Source organism: Paenibacillus sp. FSL H8-0261, assembly GCF_045040645.1.
GTDB lineage: Bacteria > Bacillota > Bacilli > Paenibacillales > Paenibacillaceae > Paenibacillus_AQ.
The window spans coordinates 1922404-1944080 of sequence record NZ_CP150297.1; the positions used below are offsets into that span (position 1 = coordinate 1922404).

At 43.1% G+C, this 21677-nt stretch carries 17 protein-coding genes; 11 read left to right on the forward strand and 6 right to left on the reverse strand.

Annotation, left to right across the window (positions count from 1 at the left end; genetic code table 11):
- Positions 1–156 precede the first annotated feature (156 nt).
- The 3 genes from MHI27_RS08395 to MHI27_RS08405 all read left to right on the forward strand — a co-directional run bounded on the left by MHI27_RS08395 (position 157) and on the right by MHI27_RS08405 (position 4208).
- Positions 157–2052, forward strand: coding sequence for a PrkA family serine protein kinase (locus MHI27_RS08395; RefSeq protein WP_042186251.1), 1896 nt, complete (start codon positions 157–159; stop codon positions 2050–2052).
- A gap of 444 nt (positions 2053–2496) precedes the next feature.
- Entirely contained in the window at positions 2497–3420 is a 924-nt protein-coding gene (locus MHI27_RS08400; RefSeq protein WP_405176021.1) for an AraC family transcriptional regulator, read from the forward strand.
- 356 nt (positions 3421–3776) lie between these two features.
- Positions 3777–4208, forward strand: a complete 432-nt coding sequence (locus tag MHI27_RS08405) for a GNAT family N-acetyltransferase (RefSeq protein WP_405176022.1) — start codon at positions 3777–3779, stop codon at positions 4206–4208.
- Between the two features lie 101 nt (positions 4209–4309).
- On the opposite strand, the gene MHI27_RS08410 is transcribed toward MHI27_RS08405, so the two are convergent.
- Positions 4310–5701 carry a SpoVR family protein gene (locus tag MHI27_RS08410; RefSeq protein ID WP_340968322.1) on the reverse strand — a complete coding sequence of 464 codons (1392 nt, stop codon included), beginning with the start codon at positions 5699–5701 and terminating at the stop codon, positions 4310–4312.
- Positions 5702–6019: 318 nt separating this feature from the next.
- Between MHI27_RS08410 and MHI27_RS08415 the strand changes: the two genes are divergently transcribed.
- From MHI27_RS08415 to MHI27_RS08450, 8 genes are all read left to right on the forward strand, one after another.
- A complete protein-coding gene (locus MHI27_RS08415; protein ID WP_405176024.1) occupies positions 6020–6949 on the forward strand; it encodes an ROK family protein in 930 nt (309 codons plus the stop codon).
- Positions 6950–7139: 190 nt separating this feature from the next.
- Positions 7140–7901 (forward strand): type II CAAX endopeptidase family protein, encoded by a 762-nt coding sequence (locus tag MHI27_RS08420; RefSeq protein WP_341127551.1) that lies wholly within the window; start codon positions 7140–7142, stop codon positions 7899–7901.
- A gap of 248 nt (positions 7902–8149) precedes the next feature.
- Positions 8150–8983, forward strand: coding sequence for a DUF4362 domain-containing protein (locus MHI27_RS08425; RefSeq protein WP_405176025.1), 834 nt, complete (start codon positions 8150–8152; stop codon positions 8981–8983).
- 281 nt (positions 8984–9264) lie between these two features.
- Positions 9265–9978, forward strand: a complete 714-nt coding sequence (locus MHI27_RS08430) for a response regulator transcription factor (protein ID WP_076284202.1) — start codon at positions 9265–9267, stop codon at positions 9976–9978.
- Complete coding sequence (locus MHI27_RS08435) at positions 9978–10913, forward strand: sensor histidine kinase (RefSeq protein WP_405176026.1); 936 nt, start codon at positions 9978–9980, stop codon at positions 10911–10913. The genes MHI27_RS08430 and MHI27_RS08435 overlap by 1 nt, the downstream gene beginning before the upstream one ends.
- 117 nt (positions 10914–11030) lie before the next feature.
- Positions 11031–11951 (forward strand): ABC transporter ATP-binding protein, encoded by a 921-nt coding sequence (locus MHI27_RS08440; protein ID WP_405176027.1) that lies wholly within the window; start codon positions 11031–11033, stop codon positions 11949–11951.
- Positions 11935–12636, forward strand: a complete 702-nt coding sequence (locus MHI27_RS08445) for an ABC transporter permease (protein WP_231573408.1) — start codon at positions 11935–11937, stop codon at positions 12634–12636. The genes MHI27_RS08440 and MHI27_RS08445 overlap by 17 nt, the downstream gene beginning before the upstream one ends.
- Positions 12637–12842: 206 nt before the next feature.
- Positions 12843–14483: a PAS domain-containing sensor histidine kinase gene (locus MHI27_RS08450; protein ID WP_405176028.1), complete on the forward strand. Its 1641-nt coding sequence runs from the start codon at positions 12843–12845 to the stop codon at positions 14481–14483.
- A gap of 60 nt (positions 14484–14543) precedes the next feature.
- Here the strand turns inward: MHI27_RS08450 and MHI27_RS08455 are convergent, their stop codons facing one another.
- The 5 genes from MHI27_RS08455 to pgmB form a co-directional block, all read right to left on the reverse strand.
- Positions 14544–15395 (reverse strand): DegV family protein, encoded by an 852-nt coding sequence (locus tag MHI27_RS08455; RefSeq protein ID WP_076300004.1) that lies wholly within the window; start codon positions 15393–15395, stop codon positions 14544–14546.
- A 155-nt stretch (positions 15396–15550) separates the two neighbouring features.
- The gene (locus tag MHI27_RS08460) at positions 15551–16414 is read right to left on the reverse strand and encodes an AraC family transcriptional regulator (RefSeq protein ID WP_179085751.1); all 864 of its coding nucleotides are present in this window, start codon (positions 16412–16414) and stop codon (positions 15551–15553) included.
- Positions 16415–16558: 144 nt separating this feature from the next.
- Positions 16559–18241 (reverse strand): alpha-glucosidase, encoded by a 1683-nt coding sequence (locus MHI27_RS08465; RefSeq protein ID WP_405176029.1) that lies wholly within the window; start codon positions 18239–18241, stop codon positions 16559–16561.
- A 94-nt stretch (positions 18242–18335) separates the two neighbouring features.
- A complete protein-coding gene (locus MHI27_RS08470) occupies positions 18336–20654 on the reverse strand; it encodes a glycoside hydrolase family 65 protein (protein ID WP_405176030.1) in 2319 nt (772 codons plus the stop codon).
- 297 nt (positions 20655–20951) lie between these two features.
- Positions 20952–21608 carry a beta-phosphoglucomutase gene (pgmB, locus tag MHI27_RS08475; RefSeq protein WP_405176031.1) on the reverse strand — a complete coding sequence of 219 codons (657 nt, stop codon included), beginning with the start codon at positions 21606–21608 and terminating at the stop codon, positions 20952–20954.
- Positions 21609–21677: the final 69 nt, after the last annotated feature.

The window sequence follows — 21677 nt, forward strand, 5'->3', positions numbered from 1 at the left end:
TTCGGGTTCTCATTAAGGTTTTACTGCGATTTTATGATTCTCTATTATAGCACAGCAAAAAAGAGGTCAACTATTCCGCGCTTGCCGCATAGGTATGTAATACACTTTTTAACGCTATAGGAGAGCAAGTAGGAGCGCAAGAGGAGGCAGCGAGCAATGGATATTTTTGAGCGAATAGCTTCGTATCGGGCTGAGAACGACCGTTTGGCGTGGAGCGGGACCTTCAAGCAATATATAGAACTTTTGAAAAAAGACCCCTCTCCCGCAAAAACCGCTCACTCCCGCGTTTATGACATGATCAAGTCGCATGGCGTAGAGGACATAAACGGACGCAAACGTTATAAGTTTTTTGAACAAGAGATTTTTGGACTTGATCGTGCAGTCGAAAAGTTAGTGGAGGAGTATTTTCATTCTGCAGCACGCCGGCTAGATGTTCGTAAACGGATTCTGTTATTGATGGGACCTGTCAGTGGGGGGAAATCGACCCTAGTCACGCTGTTAAAAAGAGGTTTGGAACAATACTCGCGGACGGATGCGGGTGCGGTATATGCGGTTGAGGGCTGCCCGATGCATGAGGATCCACTACATTTGATCCCCCTGGAGCTTCGTCCAGAGATTGAAAAAGAACTCGGTGTGCGTATTGAGGGCAACTTGTGCCCATCCTGCCAGATGCGGCTGAGAAATGATTATGCCGGAGATATTGAGCAGGTTAAAGTGGCTCGTGTCATTTTGTCAGAAGAAGAGCGGGTAGGGATTGGTACTTTTAGTCCATCCGATCCGAAGTCGCAAGATATCGCCGATTTGACAGGAAGTATCGACTTTTCGACCATTACTGAATTTGGTTCGGAATCCGATCCACGCGCTTACCGTTTTGACGGAGAGCTGAACAAAGCTAACCGTGGGCTGATGGAATTTCAAGAAATGCTCAAATGCGACGAAAAGTTTCTATGGAACCTGCTGTCATTGACGCAAGAAGGCAATTTCAAGGCTGGCCGGTTCGCGCTGATCAGTGCGGATGAAATGATCATAGCTCACACCAATGAAACCGAGTATAAGTCGTTTATTTCTAATAAAAAGAATGAAGCGCTCCAGTCCCGTATGATTGTGATGCCTGTTCCGTATAACCTCAGAGTATCGGAAGAGGAAAAAATCTACGCGAAGTTGATCGCCCAGAGTGATATGAACCATGTGCATATTGCGCCGCATGCGCTGCGTGCCGCTGCTATTTTCTCGATCCTGACCCGTCTGAAAGAAAGTAAAAAACAAGGCATGGATCTGATCAAAAAGCTTCGCATGTATGATGGTGAAGAGGTCGAAGGCTACAAAGAAGCAGATCTCAAGGAGATGCAAACGGAGTATTTGGATGAAGGCATGTCCGGAATAGATCCGCGGTATGTTATCAACCGGATTTCCAGTGCTTTGATCAAAGGTGATCTGCAGTGCATGAACGCACTGGATGTGTTGCGTGCAATTAAAGACGGCCTGGATCAGCATCCATCGATTACAAAAGAGGAGCGGGAGCGTTATTTGAACTTCATCTCCATTGCCCGCAAAGAATATGACATTTTAGCTAAAAGCGAAGTGCAAAAGGCCTTCGTCTACTCCTTTGAGGAGTCCGCCAAGACATTATTTGAGAATTATCTCGATAATATCGAAGCCTTCTGCAATTGGTCCAAAATCCGCGATCCGCTGACGGATGAGGAGATGGAGCCGGATGAGCGGTTAATGCGTTCGATTGAAGAGCAAATCGGTATCTCTGAGAATGCGAAAAAAGCGTTCCGGGAAGAGATCCTGATCCGGATTTCCGCGTATTCACGCAAAGGGAAGAAATTCGAGTACAACAATCACGACCGCCTACGGGAAGCGATTGAGAAGAAGCTATTCACAGATCTCAAAGATATCGTCAAAATCACCACCTCTTCCAAAACGCCGGATGAAAGTCAGCTTAAACGGATCAATGAGGTGTGCGCTAGACTTATTGATGGGCATCACTATTGCCCAATTTGCGCTAATGAGCTGCTGAAGTATGTGGGCAGTCTGCTTAATCGGTAAAAGAATACAAGTAAATTTGCGGACCACCATTTGGTGGTCTTTTTTTATGTGATAGATATTTTTTACGTGTATCAATACGTGAGATTGTGTGGAATTAGGCTTTGGTCGCGCGTCCGAAAAGTAATGCATGAACCATGAAAAGTAGCAGGGGGAGCCGCCCTTACAGGAAAAAACTGCAAATGTACATGATTATATATGGCAAAGCTCTTTAAATTAGTAATTCCTGCAAATCTGCAGTTTTTTTGCGGTGTAAGTCACTTTCAAACCCCAAGTAGGGAAAATTCCTGTATTTTTGCAGCTTTTGAGCTAGATGAGGACGATATCAATGTAAAAAGCTGAACATTTGCAGTTTTCTATGACAGCTAACTAAAGAAAGTGTTAGATCATACAGCATCATACAGCTCAGCAAAACAGGAACAATCCTACTCGCTTGCAGTTGATATAATGAAATCACCGTACGGGGGAAGGCTGGTGCTGCACTTGAATTACAGTAAAGATATAGAGAAATGTGTTGAATATATTGAAGCTCATATCAAAGAAAATATAACAGTGGAAGAAATAGCCGCTGAGGTTGGATATTCGGTGTATCATTTTTGCCGAGTGTTCAGCTTATGCAAGGAAATGTCCGTGATGGAATATGTGCGGAGCCGGAAATTATCTTTAGCGTCCATTGAATTGTTTGCCGGTAGAAGAATCATTGATATCGCGCTGGACTATGGTTTTGAGACACAAAGTGGTTTCACTAAGGCCTTTCGCAAGGCTTTTGGCTATAGCCCGACACAGTATGCCGCACGGATGGACGGATTTACTAAAGGAAAAACACTAATTGAAATCGGAGGTTTTATAATGAACCCTGTTATTGTTCGCAAGCCTGCATTTAAGGTCGCTGGGTATGGGATCCAAACTAATGTTGCTGGAAGTATGTACACCAAGGATATTGCATCTTTTTGGAGTCATTATGAGGGTGAGAATCTGGAGTCCAAAATGTATAAAATATTAAACCCGCCTAAACACGGAGAAGTCGGCTTATGTATTCCTTCCTCAGATAATGGCAATGCGACTTATCTTCTAGGTGTTATTGTAGAGGACTACTCCAAGGTGGAAGATGATATGTTGACGATGGATGTGCCAGAAGCCGAGTATGCTGTGTTCACAACGCCGCCAGTGGATACATCAACGGATACAGAGCAAATACAGTTTGCACAGGTTATAAAAAGCACATGGAAGTACATCTTCGAAGAATGGTTTAAGGATAGTGGCTACGATTATGATGATAGTAAGCTGGATTTCGAATTCTATGATGAACGCTGCCACTCGCGGCCGGATACGGTGATGGAGATTTATGTTCCTGTGAAAAAATCGACCTAATTAACGGTCTGAGCAAATGCAGCTCGGTGATGATCGTAACTTCGGGGAATGTTTGGGTCTTCGGCCGCTGTTGTCTCCAGATGTTTTTTATTAACCGCTTATGCGGATAACATCCGGAGACAAAGGCGGTCGCTATCGCTCCTACGACTCCAAACTTCCCCTACGTTACTTTTACCTCAGCAGCATTTGCAAAGTTCAATTATTCAGTCGATACGGGGTGTCGACGCAAGAAGGTCCGCAGCGGGTTACACGCTGCGGGCTTTCTCATTTATTGTAGGAGGATTGACGGTTATCCCCTCCCGTAGTCTAATAGATTAAATAGACGTGTAACTTGATACTCTCGGGGAGTGAAACAGATGATTAGAGAAGCAAAAGTAGAGGACTGGAAAGACATATCCGAATTATTAGAGCAGTTGGGTTATCCAGAGACAGAAGCATTCATGCAAGAAAAAATAGAAAAGCTAGTCCTGCATCCGGATGAGGAATTATTAGTTTTCGAGGAAGATCATAAAGTAGTCGCTTGCATTTCCATGCATTACATATCTCAATTAGGACTCGCGGGAGATACTGCAATCATAAGTTATCTCGTGGTAAGTAATGCCATTAGGAGCAAGGGAATTGGACGGATGCTTGAGGAATATTGCACTGATTTAGCTAGAAAAAGAAACTGTGACCGAATTCAAGTTCATTGCCACTCTAGAAGAACTGATGCGCATAGATTTTATGCCCGACAAGGATTTACTGAGGCTCCGAAATATTTTTCAAAGATGTTAAATGAATCCGAGTAATCAACAGACCAAATAAAGAGCGGCAGACCAGGGACGTACTACGCGTCCAGTTCTGCCGCTTTATTATTCAAGCAATAGAGCGCTATTCACTTATTCCTCTTTTAAATAAACTTCCGCTGCACCTTTTTGCCATCATACGAGAACCGCGCCTTTTTGTCCTCCACGACGGTCTGCAGATGAACGGTGCGCCCCCATAATGAGTAGATATGCGGGAGTGTACGCTCCAGGTACTTCAGATCCAGCTCGATACTTTCATAGCGGTGGGTGATAAATAACTCGCCATTCTTCTCGAAATCGGCATCCTCGATGACCAAGTAAGGTGACCCGCCATTGACTCGAGCGAGCACCAGTTGATCCCGTACATTTTCCCATGCTTTGTCGGTGATTTTCCATTCCGGCCCTTTTTTCTCAAAAACATAAAGATCGAGGTCGTTCACCAGTTCTTTGGACAGATAGCTGCGGATAAAAGAAGTATCAGACTCCAACTCGCGAACCTCAAATATTTTCTCGCGGTCCCAGCGGCGTTCGATGTCTTCGAAGATTTTTAGACCAAGATAGTATGGATTCAGGCTTTGCCGTGAAGGCTGCACGACGGAGGAATTTAGTTTAGCGTATTCTACGGTTTCTTCTTCGGTCAGATCCAGTTCACGGACGATGCGCTGATGCCAGTACGAAGCCCAGCCTTCGTTCATGATCTTCGTCTCCATTTGTGGCCAGAAGTAGAGCATTTCATCATGAAGCATCGTCATAATATCGCGCTGCCAATCCTCCAAGACGGTGGAATATTGCTGGATGAACCAGACAATATCTTTTTCCGGCTCAGGTGGGAACGCACGATTTCCGGATGATGCTTCCTGTGGTCCAGAATTGCTCTTGTCTAGATTCCATAACTCGTCGTACGGATTAGCTGGTTTGGAGCCACCCGGAGGGGCATCCTTGAGTTCTTTCATTTTGGCTTCCAGCAGATGGGTCTTACCTAGCTTACGCGGCTGAATCAGGCTGGGATCTATATGCTCTTGAATGGCCAGCACGGAATCGATGAAGCGCTCCACTGCATCGGTACCGTAGGTTACTGAATAACCGGCGATCCGATCCGCTGTAGCCGACATGCTCTCGACCATATCCCGGTTGGACATGGAGAAACGCATGTTATTTTTGAAAAAATCGCAGTGCGCCAGCACGTGAGCTACGATCAGCTTGTTCTGAATCAGCGAGTTTCCGTCGAGCAGGAAGGCATAACAAGGGTTGGAGTTAATGACGAGCTCGTATATTTTACTCAGCCCGAAATCGTATTGGGATTTCATTTTGTGAAATGTTTTTCCGAAGCTCCAGTGACCAAATCGTGTCGGCATTCCATAAGCGCCGAATGTATAAATAATATCTGCAGGGCATATTTCATAACGCATGGGATAAAAATCCAAGCCGAAGCCAGTAGCTATTTCCGTAATTTCAGCAATCGCCCGCTCCAACGCATTAATTTCTTCGCTTGGCATGATTCTGTGCTCCCTCCTATAATTCTGTAGATCCAACCTGAATAAACCCTCACGAAATGGGGTTTGGCTTCATATAGATGGGTCGATCAATGTAGTTCATATTATGTATATGGGTAGGGGAGGGGCAATATGACGGGAGGGAGAATCCGTTATATATCTTTATGATTTTCTCAAGGTGACTCGTAAGTAGCTTGCAGTTATCAAAATACCATCATATTAATTATCGTGGAGAATTATTAATTCAATAGAAGAATAGAATGGTTATGGCGCACGAGTAGTGAAAGCTGGCGTATCCAAGGCATGGGATGTGAGTCTCCTTTGAAGCCTAAAGTCGTGATCGCTTTAGACGTGCGAGGAACCTTTATTAAGTCTGGTTTGGTCGTGGATGGAGAATTGCTACAGGCTAGCTGCAAGCAACATCCTTCCTTCGCTGACCAAGCTGCCGATGTGATTATAGACCAATTTATTTCTATATTTGAAGATCAATATCAGTTCTACTCCGTTACACTAGGGAAATCCTCAGACTGTACTTGGCGCATCGGTCTCGCCTTTCCCGGGCCCTTTGATTATCAGCAAGGCATCTGTTATATTCAGGGGCTTAGTAAATATGAGGCGTTGTATGGTGAGAATATACGAGAAGTATTATATACCCGGTTCAATACCTTACAACATAAGGAATGGGCGAAGCACCTGCTGCAGGCAGATATTCGATTTGAGAATGATGCGAAGCTGTTTGCCTTAGGCGTAAGCAGATTATTTCCAAATGAAAGATATATTTCGTTAACTTTAGGGACAGGGTTAGGCTCCGCATTTATTGATCGTGCATTGATCCTGAACGAAGGACCAGGTGTTCCCAAGGACGGTTGGCTTTTTGATAAACCTTTCCTGGAGAGCACCATAGATAACGCCTTCTCACGTCGCGGAATTCTTCGCCCGGCTGAGCAGATGGGAGCTCTAGAAAAAGGAATGGACGTGAAGGAACTCGCAGAACAAGCAAGAAACGGGAATAGCTTGTGCTGCAAGGTGTTTGAAGAATTCGGTACACGATTGGCTAGGATGCTAAAGTCCTATGTTATAGACTATCAGCCAAACCGCATCGTTATCGGCGGACAGATTGTAAAAGCATCGATTTATTTAGCCCCGCCCTCCAGAAGGGATTGGCTGATTCATCTATTGGTATATTTACTTCAGAAAATGTGTTCGAACACACGCTTATCGGAATATCGAGATTATTTGACGATTCCTTAGGGTTCAATTGATAATTCAAAGATAACCAGTTACCGATCCATGTCGGTGACTGGTTATTTTTATGCTCCATCTTCGGCCAGAAATTGAGCATTTCATCAGGGATTATAAATGAACTTGTCGGTTCATTTATAGTTCATATTCCAGTGATAGGATTCACAGTATAATAATAAGCGTTGGAAGGTCGTGCAACATGACAAAAGTAAAACAAACCGTAGATTATCCATTGTATAATGGACAGCCGTATTTCATGCCTATTGGCAAATGGGTAGTGATCCTTGCAAGTATCGTTGTAGGCTATTTAACAATGACAGTAGAGATTCCTTTTCTGCCTAATGAAGTGCAGATCAAGATTGCTCCGTTTCTATTCACGCTATTTCCGTTAATCGCATTAGTATGGGCAACCAAAGGGAAGTTAGGAATTCTCTTCAAAAAGCCTGAAGTAAGTCATGTATTATACGGGATTTTATTCTTTATTATTAATTTCATCGTAACGTTGGGGGTAGCCGCGCTGCTTTCATCGATGGGAGCTGTAACAGTAAATGCGGTGCTAGGTCATGGGGATACCCTTTCAACAGGTGAGAAGCTCTGGACATTGTTCTTCTCAGGATTTCAATTAATTGGCGAGGAATTGTTAACGATCTTGCCATTCCTGGCGATTATGCAGCTTTGCTTTATTGGCTTTAAAATGTCACGCAAGGCGTCCGTGTTTATTGCATTAATCGTAACAGCGCTCATTTTTGGTGCACTACACTTAAAAACGTACAATTTTAATTTTGCTCAGGCCATTCTGGGAATCGGAATCGCTCGAATTATTCTAACGCTTGCTTACATGAAAACAAAGAATATCTGGACGTCTATCATTGCACATATTTTAAATGACTGGGCAATATTTGGGACTAGTATGTTAGGTGGCGCAGTAGCAGCACCGTTCCTGATGCATTTCTTGCATTAAGAGCCGGAGGAATTTCCGTAGACTCACAAAGAGGTTAAGCATATAGTACGATAGATATTGAGAAGATTTCTGAGGTACAGAAGCACAGCTGATTGGATATCCAATCAGCTTTTTTTGCTATCTAGTTTAAATTTCTATCAATCTCTCTATCATCAGATATCCTTCTGGAGGGATACCCAGCCCCCGTTATTATTGGTATACTTTAACAAAAGATTCTACTTATAGAGTGTTTAAGGAGGTTATGATCGATGAGATCGAGCGGTATTCTTCTGATTTTTATAGCGCTTATAGTAACCGGTTGCTTTAACCAGCCATCCAATGGAAAAGACAAATTCACAACTACCATTAATGAACAAGAAGATGTGATAAACAGCCATGGAATGATTGTTAAGAATCTTAAGAAGCTGGATGCTTTTATCCAAAATAAAGCGGGTAAGCAGCGTGTGGTTCATTACACAATTGAGGGTGATCCGATCTTTAATGACTTGAAATATACTGACCAAGGGATTGAAATGCGGCATGATAATTCCGAAGATACGTTTGGTAGTCCCCAAGTAACCACATACACTTGTCAGAACCTTGTTAGAAACGAAACGGATAAACTTCTGTCGTATACCTTAACGGGCTGCGAGGGCGAACAAGCAAAGATCGAGCTGCTACAGATTCCTTTTGACGTAACGAAACAAGATAAGTTTGAGTTTGTTTTAAAGTATGGTGTGAACCAAAAGAACGAAATTAATACGATAGAGAAGAAGTTGGTCAAAGATCTCCAGAATGGGGAAGTAGTCGAGGTTAGCGATTTTGAGCTTTCTGAACAGGAACGAGGACAAATCTTTAAAGAAATGGTACTAGCGAATTACTTAGGTGAAAAAGAGTTATCTACCGAGTGTAATCGAAAACCTGCTGTAAGTTACGATTTATCGGTTCAGATTAATAGTGGAGAGCGTCATTATCAGTGGACAGAATGCCAGAATACTGAGGATGATGGTCAGATGACTGAACTAGCTCAAGCGATCATTAAGATCGTGCAGGCCGGAAGCATTTATAAGCAACTGCCTGAGGTTAAGGGGCATTACGAATAATTACACTATATAAATTGAATTTTGAAACTTTGGAAAAGGGAACGGAGTGACGGAGGGGAAGTTTGGAACTGTAGGAGCGATAACGTTCGCCTGAAAGCTTTCCGTAGGAAAGCTCGCTCCGGAAGCATAGGCTCACCGGATTTCAACCGTGAAACACGGTATATAATCAAGAAATCTGGGGACAACAGCGACCGGAAGTCCAAACATTCACCGCAGTTGCGACTGATCTTTAACTATATCTAGCATTCATATTTATTCTCAGAACATTGGAGGCAGCATTCATGCACCGAATATTGTTAATTGAAGATGACGAAGCAATTAGTGAAATGGTTAGGTCCTATTTAGTAAAAGAGGGCTATGAAGTGGAAACGGCGTTTGATGGTGAAGTAGCGGAAAGGACATTCCGTACTAGTAATCCTTTTGATCTTGTATTATTAGATCTCATGCTGCCCAAGCGCAGCGGTACTGATATTCTCCAGACGATCCGTGCGACAAGTCTAGTTCCGGTGTTGATCATGTCAGCCAAGGACAGCGATGTGGATAAAGCGCTTGGACTTGGCTTTGGGGCGGATGATTATATTACCAAGCCATTTTCAATGATCGAATTAGCTGCAAGAGTGAAGGCTGCGATTCGAAGAGCGGGTTATGCTACCCCCACCATCCAACCGGAAGCTCCAATTCCTGCGAAGCAAAAAATTTCCATTGGTGGCCTGACTGTAGATTTGGATAATTTCTCTGCGCTAAAGAACGGGGAAGAGGTGAAGTTAACGTCTAAGGAATTTCATATTCTTAAGCTGTTCGTTACGCATCCGGGCAGGGTCTTCACCAAAGCGCAGATTTATGCTAGCGTATGGGCAGATGATTATTTCGGAGATGAGAACGTTATTAATGTACATATGAGAAGATTACGCGAAAAAATAGAAGATGACCCCTCGCATCCAGAGTACATCAAGACGTTGTGGGGGATCGGATATAAGCTGGGAGAGCAGCTATAATGAGCATGGCGCTTAGTGTGGTCATTGTACTCCTGCTCGTCGTCATTGTATGGCAATATCAGCATTCGCGTAAAGCTTCCAGAGACCTGAAATATATTCATGACAAGCTAAGTAGCATCATGGCTGAAGGTTCACACGAAAGACTGCTGTTATTCAGTAGTAATGTGGAGCTGCAAAGTGTGCTGATTGATCTAAATCGGCTGCTCGACATTAATCATAAAGGAAGCATTGAGCGCGTGAAGCTGGAGAAGTCCATGCGTAATATGCTGTCGAACATTTCCCACGATCTTAAGACTCCGCTAACGGTAGTACTCGGTTATATTGAGACGATTCAGCAGGATGAACATATGCCAGCCGAAGAACGGGAACGTATGATGAACACAATTCACCAAAAAGCGAATGAAGTGATCCATCTGATGAACAAGTTCTTTGACTTGGCTAAGCTGGAATCAGGGGATCGGGAAATCAATCTTACACGTGTTGAGGCAGGCGAGGTATGCAGACGTAATATTCTCTCTTTCTATGATATCCTTAGCGCCAAGGGCAGTGAGGTAGAGATAGAGATTCCTGATGACTCGCTTTATTTCATGGGAAACGAAGAGGCGCTTGACCGGATATTGACCAATTTGTTATCGAATGCGATTGCTTACGGGGATGCCGGAGGCGTATTAGGCTTGAAACTCTATAGTGATAAGAACAAAGTATACATAGATGTTTGGGACAGGGGAAAAGGCATTAGTGAAGTTCACCAGGATAAAGTATTCGAACGGCTCTATACACTGGAGGATTCGAGAAATCGATCATATCAAGGGAGTGGTCTGGGTCTGACGATCACCAAAAGATTAACGGAGCAGATGAATGGTACCATTACACTGGTTAGTCAACCGTTTGTGAGAACAGTATTTACCCTTTCTTTTCGTAGATTAAGCTTCTAAAGAATGAAATTGTGTACAGCTTAAGATTTTTGTAAGAATCGAGTAATAAAAAAGAAAATTCTGCTGTGTACAATAAGAACTAAGGAAGACGAGACGAAAACAAAGGGGAGCACGGAAATGACTACGATACTGCGAACAAGAAATTTAACGAAAATCTACCAAGGCAAAGAAGCCGTTAGCAATGTGAATATGAATATTAAACAAGGTGAAATTTATGGCTTTCTTGGACCGAACGGTGCCGGAAAAACAACGGTCATGAAAATGATCACGAACCTCGTTAAACCGACGAGTGGTGAGATTGAGTTTTTTAATGAAAAAATGACAAATCATTCGTATGAAATGCTCAAACGGATGGGCTGCATCATTGAATATCCAGTGTTCTATGATAAGCTGACAGCCAAAGAAAACCTGATCCTGCATGGAGAATACATGGGCTATTATGATCCGCAAGCGATTGGTGAAGCGCTGGAGCTGGTAAAGCTTACGGGTATCGATAAAAAGCCGGTGAAGCAATTTTCGCTTGGGATGAAGCAGCGTCTTGGTATTGCCAGAGCCTTTATGACGAAACCGGAGTTACTCATTCTGGATGAGCCGATTAATGGACTAGACCCTGTGGGAATCAAAGAGATGCGTGAAGTGTTCCGGATGCTTAGCCGTGAATATGGAATGACGTTACTTGTATCTAGTCATATTCTGGGGGAAATCGAGCAGATTGCTGATACTATCGGTGTGATCCGGCAGGGTGCTCTGGTAGAAGAGGTGGCGATGGATTCCATTCGCGGTCAAAATACAGAATATATCGAAGTGGTTACGAATGAGATTAACAAAGCAGTGTACGTGTTGGAGCACAAGCTTGGCCTCAATAACTTCAAAGTACTAGATCATATTACAGTAAGAATCTATGACGGTGGAATCTCACAACGTGATCTGAATAAGGCGTTAGTGCTAGCAGACGTGGAGATTGAGAGCATCAGCAAGAAACAACATACGCTGGAAGATTATTTTTTACAATTGATTGGGGGTGAAGGCGTTGCTTAAATTAATATCTTTGGAGATTCGGAAGAATAAGCTAAAGACCCTTCTTACAGGGGCAGCAATCGTCAATCTCGCTATTCTTGGGTTTATGATTATGGTTTTATTCGTTGATCGAAATGAGAATGAACCGTCGTTCGCTTCTTACGCAGATATGTTTGAGGGTGTGTTCGTCTTTGTTAAGGCTGCTTATATTATTTTTGCTTCCGTTATTATTAGCAAGCTGGTGATTGATGAGTATAAGAACAACACTATTACTCTTCTCTTCATGTACCCTATCTCACGTAAAAAGCTAATGACTGCGAAAATATTGATAGTGTTCGCCTTCACATTTGTTGCCATCATCGTGTCAGACATTGTGGTTGGCGCTATCCTAATAGGATTCAATTCTTTTGTAGGGCTTATTCCGGGTGAGTTAAACCTTCCCATGATCACTTCAGAGCTGATCAAGTTAGGCGCAAACGCATTTTACGCAGCGGGCATTGCTTTGATTCCTTTGTACTTTGGAATGAAGAAAAAATCAGTCCCTGCCACCATCGTCTCGGCGGTGTTAGTTACGTCCCTAATTTCGGGTGGATTTGATCAAGCACGCTTAGGTAATTTAGCGGCGGTGTCGATCTCACTTGGCTTGATAGGAGCAGGTATTGCCTATATGGCGATTCGCAATATTGACCATAAAGATATAGCCTAAAATATTTATAGAAATCCCTCTTAAGAATCTCAGTACGATGTGTAAGTCATCGTGGTTGGGTTCTAAAGGGGGATTTAGTGTTTATCTGCGACCGATTAAAGTATATTTGCTATAATGATCAAAATAGAAGAATTTAAAATTTAAGATGATTTCCGTTCATTTTAGGGTAATGATAATGGATGAGAGAGCCTGAGGTGAAATGAATTGTGGATAAAGACTGGACGTCCATTTTAATACGATTGCTTTCGGAAGAGAGCGCTTATAAATCGTTATATGACCATCATCCTAATTTGATATTTGTGTTGGATCGGCAAGGTCGCTGCGTAGGAACGAATCGTACGTTCTATCTAGAATCCAGTGCAGAAGCATCGTTCCAAGATATAGGTCTGACAGCACTTAAAAGAATATACCTTGTTGATGTAGCTAGTTTTGAGGCTGCCCTGCAAGGGAATCCCTCTAGCTTTGAATTGCAAGATCTGAACAATCCCAAAGCGGACGTTGTGAAGGGAAACTTTATTCCTATAACGATAGACGAGGGAATTGTCGGGGTATTCGCGATCATACAAGTGGATAACAGCAACTATCATCATTATTCAGAAGGGTTACATGACTGGCTAAACGCATTAGCAGATTCTTTTCATGCTAAATTATCGGATAAGGTAGAACTAGAGTCAAACTTCAAATCTACTTTTGCTGCTGAAGTCGAAGATAAACGAGCGAACCTTATTCTGAACTCCGTCTCAGCTGGAATATTCGTACTAGATAATATAGGGCGAACGCTCTTTATTAACCGTGAGGGAGCAGATATGTTAGGTTACCAGCCTACAGAATTGGTTGGCCTGAAGCTGATGGAATATATTCATCAAATCCAAGGCGATGGCTCACGTTATTCAACCCCTGATTGTCAGATTAGTCTTACAATTGCAGATGGAATTATCCGCAGGAAAGACGATGAGATCTTCTGGCGTAAGGATGGAACCAGCTTTTTTGTCAATTATCGGGTGTCGCCTCTTATGGATGGGGGGATGATCTCAGGAGCAGTTATTGCTTTTAGTGATATCACGAATGCGAAAGAAATCATTCGCGCTAAAGAATCTGCAGAACAGGCGGCGCAAGCCAAATCTGACTTCTTAGCGATGATGAGTCATGAAATTCGGACACCGATGAATGGAATGATAGGGATGTCAGATCTTTTACTTGAAACTGATCTTGGAGAAGAACAGCGGGGGTATGTCGAGATTTTACGAAGCTGTAGTTACACGCTTTTACAGATCTTGAATGACATTCTTGATTTTAGCAAGATGGAAGCGGGTAAAATGCCACTGCAAACCGAATCGTTTGAACTTCGAGAGATGATATCGGACATCATTGATTTATTTACGCCTAAAGCCGAAGAGAAGAAGCTGGCCTTGCGGTGGTGGGCGGATACGAGTGTTCCAACAACGTTACTGGCTGATCCGATCCGTTTGCGACAGATTATTGTCAATCTGGTAGGAAATGCTCTGAAATTCACAGAACATGGGAGCGTTACACTATCGGTTAAGAACATTCCACTTTCGGATTCAAAAGAATATTTATTGGAATTCTCTGTCCGTGATACAGGTGTTGGGATTGCCGATAATAAACTCAATTTATTATTTCAATCCTTCTCACAGCTGCACCCGATCATCAACCGTAAATATGGCGGTACAGGGTTGGGACTCGCTATTTGTAAGCAGCTGGTTGAGCTGATGGGTGGGACAATCTTTGTAGAAAGTGAAGAGAATAAAGGTTCAACATTCCGGTTTATGTTACCCTTCATAAAAAAAGAGGTCGAGTTAAATTCAACTTCAAATCAGGAGGGGTAAACGCACAAATCCCCGGTTCATTGACTTACGAAGCAATGACCGGAGATTTGCGTTAGAATATTAATCTTGAAGCATATACATGAGACCTACAGTATGTGGGCCACAATGGCTACCAATAACACAACCTGCGTTGAGGATAGCGATCTCATTCACTTGAGTTTTCTCTCGTATCGCTGTCTCTAGATAGCGAGCATCTTCTTCCGCTAAGGTATGAACAACGATGAGCAGCTCTTTATCCATCCGATCGACGTTAACCAAGGCGTTCTGGAGCATTTGTTCCACGGCTTTTTCTTTTTTGCCACGAATTTTACTAGTAGGTACGATACTGCCGTCTACAAGTCTAAGAACAGGACGAATTTTTAGCAGACTACCGATGAAATTCTGCATACCTGAACAGCGTCCACCCATATATAAGTAATCTAGCGTATCTACCACGAATTCTGTTTCTACAAGATTACGACTCTGCTTCAGCATAGCTGCAATCTCAATGGCACTGTAACCTTTTTCAGCGGCTCTGACAGCTTTCATAACGAGAAGAGCGATGCCTCCACATAAGGTCTGTGAATCAATAACCTGTACACGCCCCTCTGGGAATTCCCCAGCAGCCAAAAGTGCATTCTGATATGTAGAGGATAATGATGAGGAGAGACTGATATATACAATATCATCTCCACGGCTAATTACCGGATGAAAAGCGGCGATAAAGTCAGCTGGCGAAGGCGCGGCCGTCTTTGGCAATACTCCGCTTGCTGCGACACGGCGATACACTTCTTCTGGTGTGATATCTTCACCATCTTTGTAGGTTCCTTCTTCAAACACTACGTAAAGGGGAACGATGCCGATATTAAAAGTATCCTTCCAGCCTTGAGGCAAATCGGAAGTGCTGTCTGAAAATATTTTTACAGTAGACATGAATTTCTCCTTCACCGATAATCGGACGACAATAGTCATTATTGAATCACATAATCTATTTATTATACCAAGATTAAGCCGATTCTCAAAATGAAATCGTAGAAATTCTGAAAGAAAGAAAGACTATCCGGAATTCCGAATAGTCTAAGTAAGCATTAATTTTTTTTCATAACCGGTATCCAGATCTCACAGCGATAATCCTCTGCATCAGGACTTCCCGGAAGGTATAACTCAAACTCGGGTCCTCCAGTATGCTCATAGCCTGTTGCAGGGAACCACTCCTGAAAGATCCGTGACCATGCTTGCTGAATAGCATTCGGCATTGGCCCTACTGAGGTGAACACAGCCCAACTCGCAGCTGGTATCGTCGTAGAAGCAAAGCCCTGAGCGTCCGTCTCTGGAGAGGCTTCGACAGCAATCCAATAGGAGAAGGTTTCTTTTTCGTGATTGAAATCTTTACAAATACCAAGGATGTCCTTATCAACACCGATCTCAATCAGCTTATCCGACGTACCATTTTCGTTAGCTTCAATCCACAGCTGGGGGATACGGCGTAAATTCTCCCCATCTTTCGTTGTCATTTCCTCTACTAGTCCGATAACATTAAAAGCGTCTCTTGTCTCAATTCTGTAGTCCATTTCTTTATCTCCCTTCAGTGATAGATGGAAGGAGAGTCTAGGGAAGGCTTTGAGCTGAACCCCTGACTCCCGCGCAGCAGAAGGAGTAATTCCATGTGCTTTGCGGAATGCTTTGGCAAACGACTCGGGAGAGTCATATCCGTATTTTAATGAGACATCTAGCACCTTAACTTTAGAAATAGCGAGTTCCTGTGCCGCCAGAGTTAGTTTCCGTTTACGGATATAGTCTTTGACTGATACTCCGGTGAGCATGTAGAACATACGCTGGAAGTGAAAAGGGGAGGAATAAGCAACCTTTGCTATATCTTCTATATTAAAGGTTTCCTCCATTTTGCTCTCCATATAATCTAAAGCTTCTTTCATGCGGATAAGCCATTCCAAGCCTGCCATCTCCCTTTGAGTTCATACTATCATGCCACCATTTGCAAATCCTGTTATTCCTTGCTCTCTAATGACAGGTTGCTGATGGAAGAATGATCTTAACAAAATCATCCTATATAGTATAACTCAGGAAGGTGGAGAGAGTCAGCTTTGTAATCTGTACACTCTTGCTTCGTAAGGACGCAGAATTTCTCGTGTGGGTGATTCATCCGGGTAATTTCCAATGATTAAATCAGTAACGGTGCTCAGCTCAGCGGAGAGATCAACGGTTTGAGGAGCCTCGTTGAAGTTGAGCAGGATCAGCCATTGTTCATCATCTAAAGTTCTTGTATAAGCATAAAGGTTCTCATGATCAGGCAGTAGCAGCTTATATTCTCCATATACCATAATCGGATTTTTTTTGCGTAAAGCAATTAATTCCTGGTAGTAGTAGAAGATTGAATCAGAGTCTGCCAATGCTTGCTCCACATTAATTTCCTTGTAAATCGGATTTACTTTGAGCCATGGTTCTCCTTCTGAAAATCCAGCATTAGCAGATGCATCCCATTGCATCGGGGTACGGGCGTTGTCTCGGCCTTTGACATGGATAGCGTTCAGAATCGTTTCATGATCTGCGCCACCCTCAGTTACTTTTTCACGGTACATATTCAGAATTTCGATGTCTTTATAATCTTCCAGCGTTGTGAATTTTACATTCGTCATCCCAATTTCTTCACCTTGGTAAATATAAGGGGTGCCTTTAAGTGTATGTAGTAAGGTAGCGAGCATTTTGGCAGATATTACGCGATACTTCCCATCATCACCAAATCGTGAAACCATACGCGGCTGGTCATGATTGTTTAAGTACAGACTATTCCAACCCTTGTCAGCCAGACCGACCTGCCATTTATGAAGTATGTCGCGCAGTTTAGTTAATGTCCATGGGGCTACATCCCATTTGCCTCCTGGGCCGGAATCTACGTCCATATGCTCGAATTGGAATACCATTTGAAGTTCTTCACGATCTTCGTCTGTGTAAAGAACGGCATCCTCTACTGAAGCCCCTGGCGTTTCCCCGACGGTCATAATGTCATAGCTTGAAAGAACCTTTTGGTTCATTTCATGTAAAAACTCATGGACTCGGGGGCCATTCATAAAGTAATCGCCACCCCAAGCAAGTTCCTCTGGCGCCTCGCCCTCGATTTGGAAGGAAGGTAGCCCTTCTGCTTTAGAAATCAAATTAATGACGTCCATCCGCAATCCATCCACACCCTTGTCGAGCCAGAAGGTAATCATCTTGTATAATTCATCGCGCAGCTTTGGATTGTCCCAGTTGAGATCCGGTTGCTTGCGTGAGAACAGATGTAGATAGTATTCACCGGTAGTCTCATCTAGTTCCCAAGCCGGACCGCTGAATATGGAACTCCAATTGTTTGGACGTTCGCCATTCGGTCCACCTGGACGCCATATGTAGTAATCACGGTATGGATTATCTTTTGACGAACGTGACTCTACGAACCATTGATGTTCATCAGAAGAGTGGTTGATTACAAGATCCATCATTAGCTTAATGCCACGATCATGCAGTCCAGTCAGTAGTTCCTCCCAGTCTTTTAGCGTGCCGAACTCATCCATAATATCTTCGTAATCGCTGATGTCATAACCATTATCATCATTTGGCGATTTATATACTGGTGACAACCAAACTACATCGACACCGAGCTTCTGCAAATAATCCAGACGTGAAATGATGCCTTGCAGATCTCCAATACCGTCACCATTACTATCTTGAAAGCTGCGTGGATAAATTTGATAAACGACAGCTTCCTTCCAAAAGGTTCTTTTCATTAATAATCACTCCTTATATAAGTTATCCATTTAGGAAAAAAATAAAGAGGCCCTAAAAAGCTATTGGCTTCAAAGGGTCTCTTGTGGTGTCGGTTTATACTGTGACGGAATTGCTGTCAGCAGTGATGCTGCTTAGTCCGTTCACGGTATATTCTTTGTCATAGATAGTAATAGAAGCTGGAATATCAGTTTCATTCGTAACCGTAACCTGTGCGTCCGAAACGCTTACTTTTAGACGGGAGCCGCGGAACATGATTTTGAAAGAGTACGCTGTCCAGTGACCTGGGTTCGATGGGCTTAGAGTCAGTCTGCCATCATGAACACGTAATCCGCCGAAGCCATGTACGATTGACATCCAAGTACCGGCCATACTAGTGCTGTGTAAGCCGTCTTCGGTATCATTGTTATAGTTATCAAGATCCAGTCTTGAAGTACGCAAGTACATTTCATAAGCCTTATCCTTATATCCTAGTTCGCTGGCTAGAATAGAGTGGATACAAGGGGATAGGGAGGACTCATGAACAGTGATCGGCTCGTAAAAGTCGAAATTCCGTTTTTTGGTATCCAGATCGTAGCGGTCCCCTAGGAAATATAATCCCTGCAGAACGTCTGCTTGTTTAATAAAGCAAGAACGAAGGATACGATCCCAAGACCATTTTTGGTTTAACGGCAGGTTCTCAGCTGCCAGATCCTTGACTTGAATAATCTCTTTATCTAGGAAGCCATCTTGTTGTAAGAAGATACCCATTTCTTCATCTGCAGGATAATACATTTTGGCAATGATATCATTCCATTTTGCAGTTTCGCTCTCTTGGAGTCCTAGTTTATCAACTAGTTCTGCATAGCGTGTGGATTCGTTCTTTTTCAGATAATCCAGAGCTTCTAAGGTATATTCCATAGTCCAGGAAGCCATCCGGTTGGTGTACCAGTTATTATTTACGTTATTTTCATATTCATTAGGTCCCGTTACGCCAAGCATCACGTATTTGTCTTTACGATTTGCATAGTGAACACGTTCTTCCCAGAAGCGGGAGATTTCCACCAGAACTTCAAGGCCATATTGACCAAGATAAGCTTTGTCTCCTGTGTAGTTCACATAGTTGTAAATCGCATAAGCAATAGCACCGTTACGGTGAATTTCTTCAAATGTAATTTCCCACTCATTGTGGCACTCTTCGCCATTCATTGTAACCATTGGGTACAATGCGCCTTTTACGAAACCAAGCTTACGAGCATTTTCCTTAGCCTTCTCCAAATGCTTGTAACGGTAGATCAACAGGTTGCGAGCAATAGAGGAGTCTGCTGTACTGAGATAGAAGGGAACGCAATACGCCTCTGTATCCCAGTAAGTGCTGCCGCCGTATTTTTCACCTGTAAAGCCTTTAGGTCCAATGTTCAGACGGTCATCTTCACCATTGTAGGTTTGGTTTAGCTGGAAAATATTGAAGCGAATCGCTTGTTGTGCTGAAACGTCACCTTCAATAATGATGTCGCTTTCTTTCCATTTCTCTCTCCAAGCTTCTATTTGTTCTGTCAGAAGGGTTACAAAACCAGCTTCCTTAGCAGCTTGCAAAGCAGTTTGAGCGGCATCGACCAATTGTCCAAGACCGTGATTACGCGAGGTTACGTTAGCAACATATTTATAAATGACGACTTGATCGCCAGATTGTACGGATACATTCATTTTGCTGGCTACATATTTCTCTTGTTCAATAGCTTCAGCATCAGCGTTGACTTTCTCACCATTGACAAGGATATCAAAAGCCATAGCAGAGGTTACATGGAAATCGAGTTTTTTAGTCTTAAGGGTGAGGTGTCCACCTTCAGTGCCTGCTTGCTTCTCAACTTCATTCCAGAATTTCTCGTCGTAGTTGGAATCCTTGTTCTTCACGTCACCGTCGAGATAAGGAGTGATCGTAATCTTGCCTGAGAAATTCACAGGAATGATGGAGTAACGAATAGCACCGATTTCTTGACGAGTCATGCTGACGAATCGGATACTCTCAACTTTAACTTCCTTACCATCTTCGAGTGTGGCAGTGAAACAACGGGAAAGCGTACCTTCCTTCATGTTAAGAACACGACGGAAATCGGAAACCGTACATTTTGCCAGGTCTAAAGGAGTTCCTTCAATGTCGATGTTAATACCGATCCAGTTCGTGCTGTTCAGTACTTTAGCAAAATATTCAGGATAGCCGTTCTTCCACCAGCCGACCCGTGTTTTGTCAGGATAGTAAACGCCAGCCATGTAGCTGCCTTGTAGGCTACTTCCACTATATTGCTCTTCAAAATTAGCTCGACCACCCATAAATCCGTTGCCAAGGCTAAATACACTTTCAGAGATTTCTTGTGTCTGTGGATCAAAGGATTCTTCAATAATGGACCATTCATCAATTGTTAAATATTGTTTCACGATAACCGGCTCCTTTAAATATGTTGTGGGGATATATAATGAACTATATCTCTACTTTGGTGCTTGTGAGTCGCTCCGCTGGCGAAAGGTTGTTCCGATCGCTGTTGTCCCCAGATGCTTAAATTTGAAGAATTAAAGGTGAGCATCTGGGGACAAAGGCGAACGCTAGCGCTTCTACACAATCCTTTCGCCATCTCCACTTCAAGCGTACCTCTAGATATACATATTTCATTTATAAGTGGAATGCAGCAGGGCGAATCACATTAACACTTTCAGTTGATTAATGTTCGTTAGACTTTAAGCAAAAGATTTTTTGAGTTGTGACACACTCATATGAGCGAGCGATGGAACGACGATGTTCGCCGCATTGAGCGTTTCCGGTGAACCAATACCAACGTTGAACATTCCAGCACGCGACGCAGCTTCAATTCCTGCTTCAGCATCTTCGAAGACAACACAGTGTTTAGGATCAGCGCCAAGTGCTTTAGCTCCTAAAAGAAAAACTTCCGGATCAGGTTTAGCAGCACTTGTGTGTGTGCCATCGATGATTGCATCAAAGTAAGGGGTCAAACCGGTATTATTTAATATCGTCATTGCGTTCTTACTAGCAGAACCGAGGGCAACTTTGATGCCATTCTCACGGCACTCTTTCAGAAAATCAAGCGCACCTGGCAAAATCTCTGAGCTGTCCATTTTCGCAATATATTCGACATATCGATTATTCTTCTGTTCCGCAAGCTTAGCTTTCTCTTCTTCATCGATAGTTAGTCCGCCGATTTCCAGCAAAATATTTAGCGAGGCAGTTCTGCTGACTCCTTTAAGGCGTTCGTTATCTTGTTCTGTGAAGAGAAACCCTAATCCATCTGCAAGCTCTTTCCATGCGATATAATGGTATTTGGCAGTATCAACGATAACACCATCCAAATCGAACAAGCAGGCTTTAATTTCCGTCATTGTAGTACCTCCTAAAATTTGTGACAGTATCGTGATCCATTGGGTAATCGTATCTGAATTTGCTTTGAA

What these genes read in the sequence shown, in the direction of transcription:
- MHI27_RS08440 (WP_405176027.1), top strand. Translation starts at nt 11,031, where the DNA reads ATGACTACGATACTGCGAACAAGAAATTTAACGAAAATCTACCAAGGC.
- MHI27_RS08405 (WP_405176022.1), top strand. Translation starts at nt 3,777, where the DNA reads ATGATTAGAGAAGCAAAAGTAGAGGACTGGAAAGACATATCCGAATTA.
- MHI27_RS08420 (WP_341127551.1), top strand. Translation starts at nt 7,140, where the DNA reads ATGACAAAAGTAAAACAAACCGTAGATTATCCATTGTATAATGGACAG.
- MHI27_RS08410 (WP_340968322.1), bottom strand. Translation starts at nt 5,701, where the DNA reads ATGCCAAGCGAAGAAATTAATGCGTTGGAGCGGGCGATTGCTGAAATT.
- pgmB (WP_405176031.1), bottom strand. Translation starts at nt 21,608, where the DNA reads ATGACGGAAATTAAAGCCTGCTTGTTCGATTTGGATGGTGTTATCGTT.
- MHI27_RS08395 (WP_042186251.1), top strand. Translation starts at nt 157, where the DNA reads ATGGATATTTTTGAGCGAATAGCTTCGTATCGGGCTGAGAACGACCGT.
- MHI27_RS08435 (WP_405176026.1), top strand. Translation starts at nt 9,978, where the DNA reads ATGAGCATGGCGCTTAGTGTGGTCATTGTACTCCTGCTCGTCGTCATT.
- MHI27_RS08400 (WP_405176021.1), top strand. Translation starts at nt 2,497, where the DNA reads ATGAAATCACCGTACGGGGGAAGGCTGGTGCTGCACTTGAATTACAGT.
- MHI27_RS08425 (WP_405176025.1), top strand. Translation starts at nt 8,150, where the DNA reads ATGAGATCGAGCGGTATTCTTCTGATTTTTATAGCGCTTATAGTAACC.
- MHI27_RS08455 (WP_076300004.1), bottom strand. Translation starts at nt 15,395, where the DNA reads ATGTCTACTGTAAAAATATTTTCAGACAGCACTTCCGATTTGCCTCAA.
- MHI27_RS08430 (WP_076284202.1), top strand. Translation starts at nt 9,265, where the DNA reads ATGCACCGAATATTGTTAATTGAAGATGACGAAGCAATTAGTGAAATG.
- MHI27_RS08465 (WP_405176029.1), bottom strand. Translation starts at nt 18,241, where the DNA reads ATGAAAAGAACCTTTTGGAAGGAAGCTGTCGTTTATCAAATTTATCCA.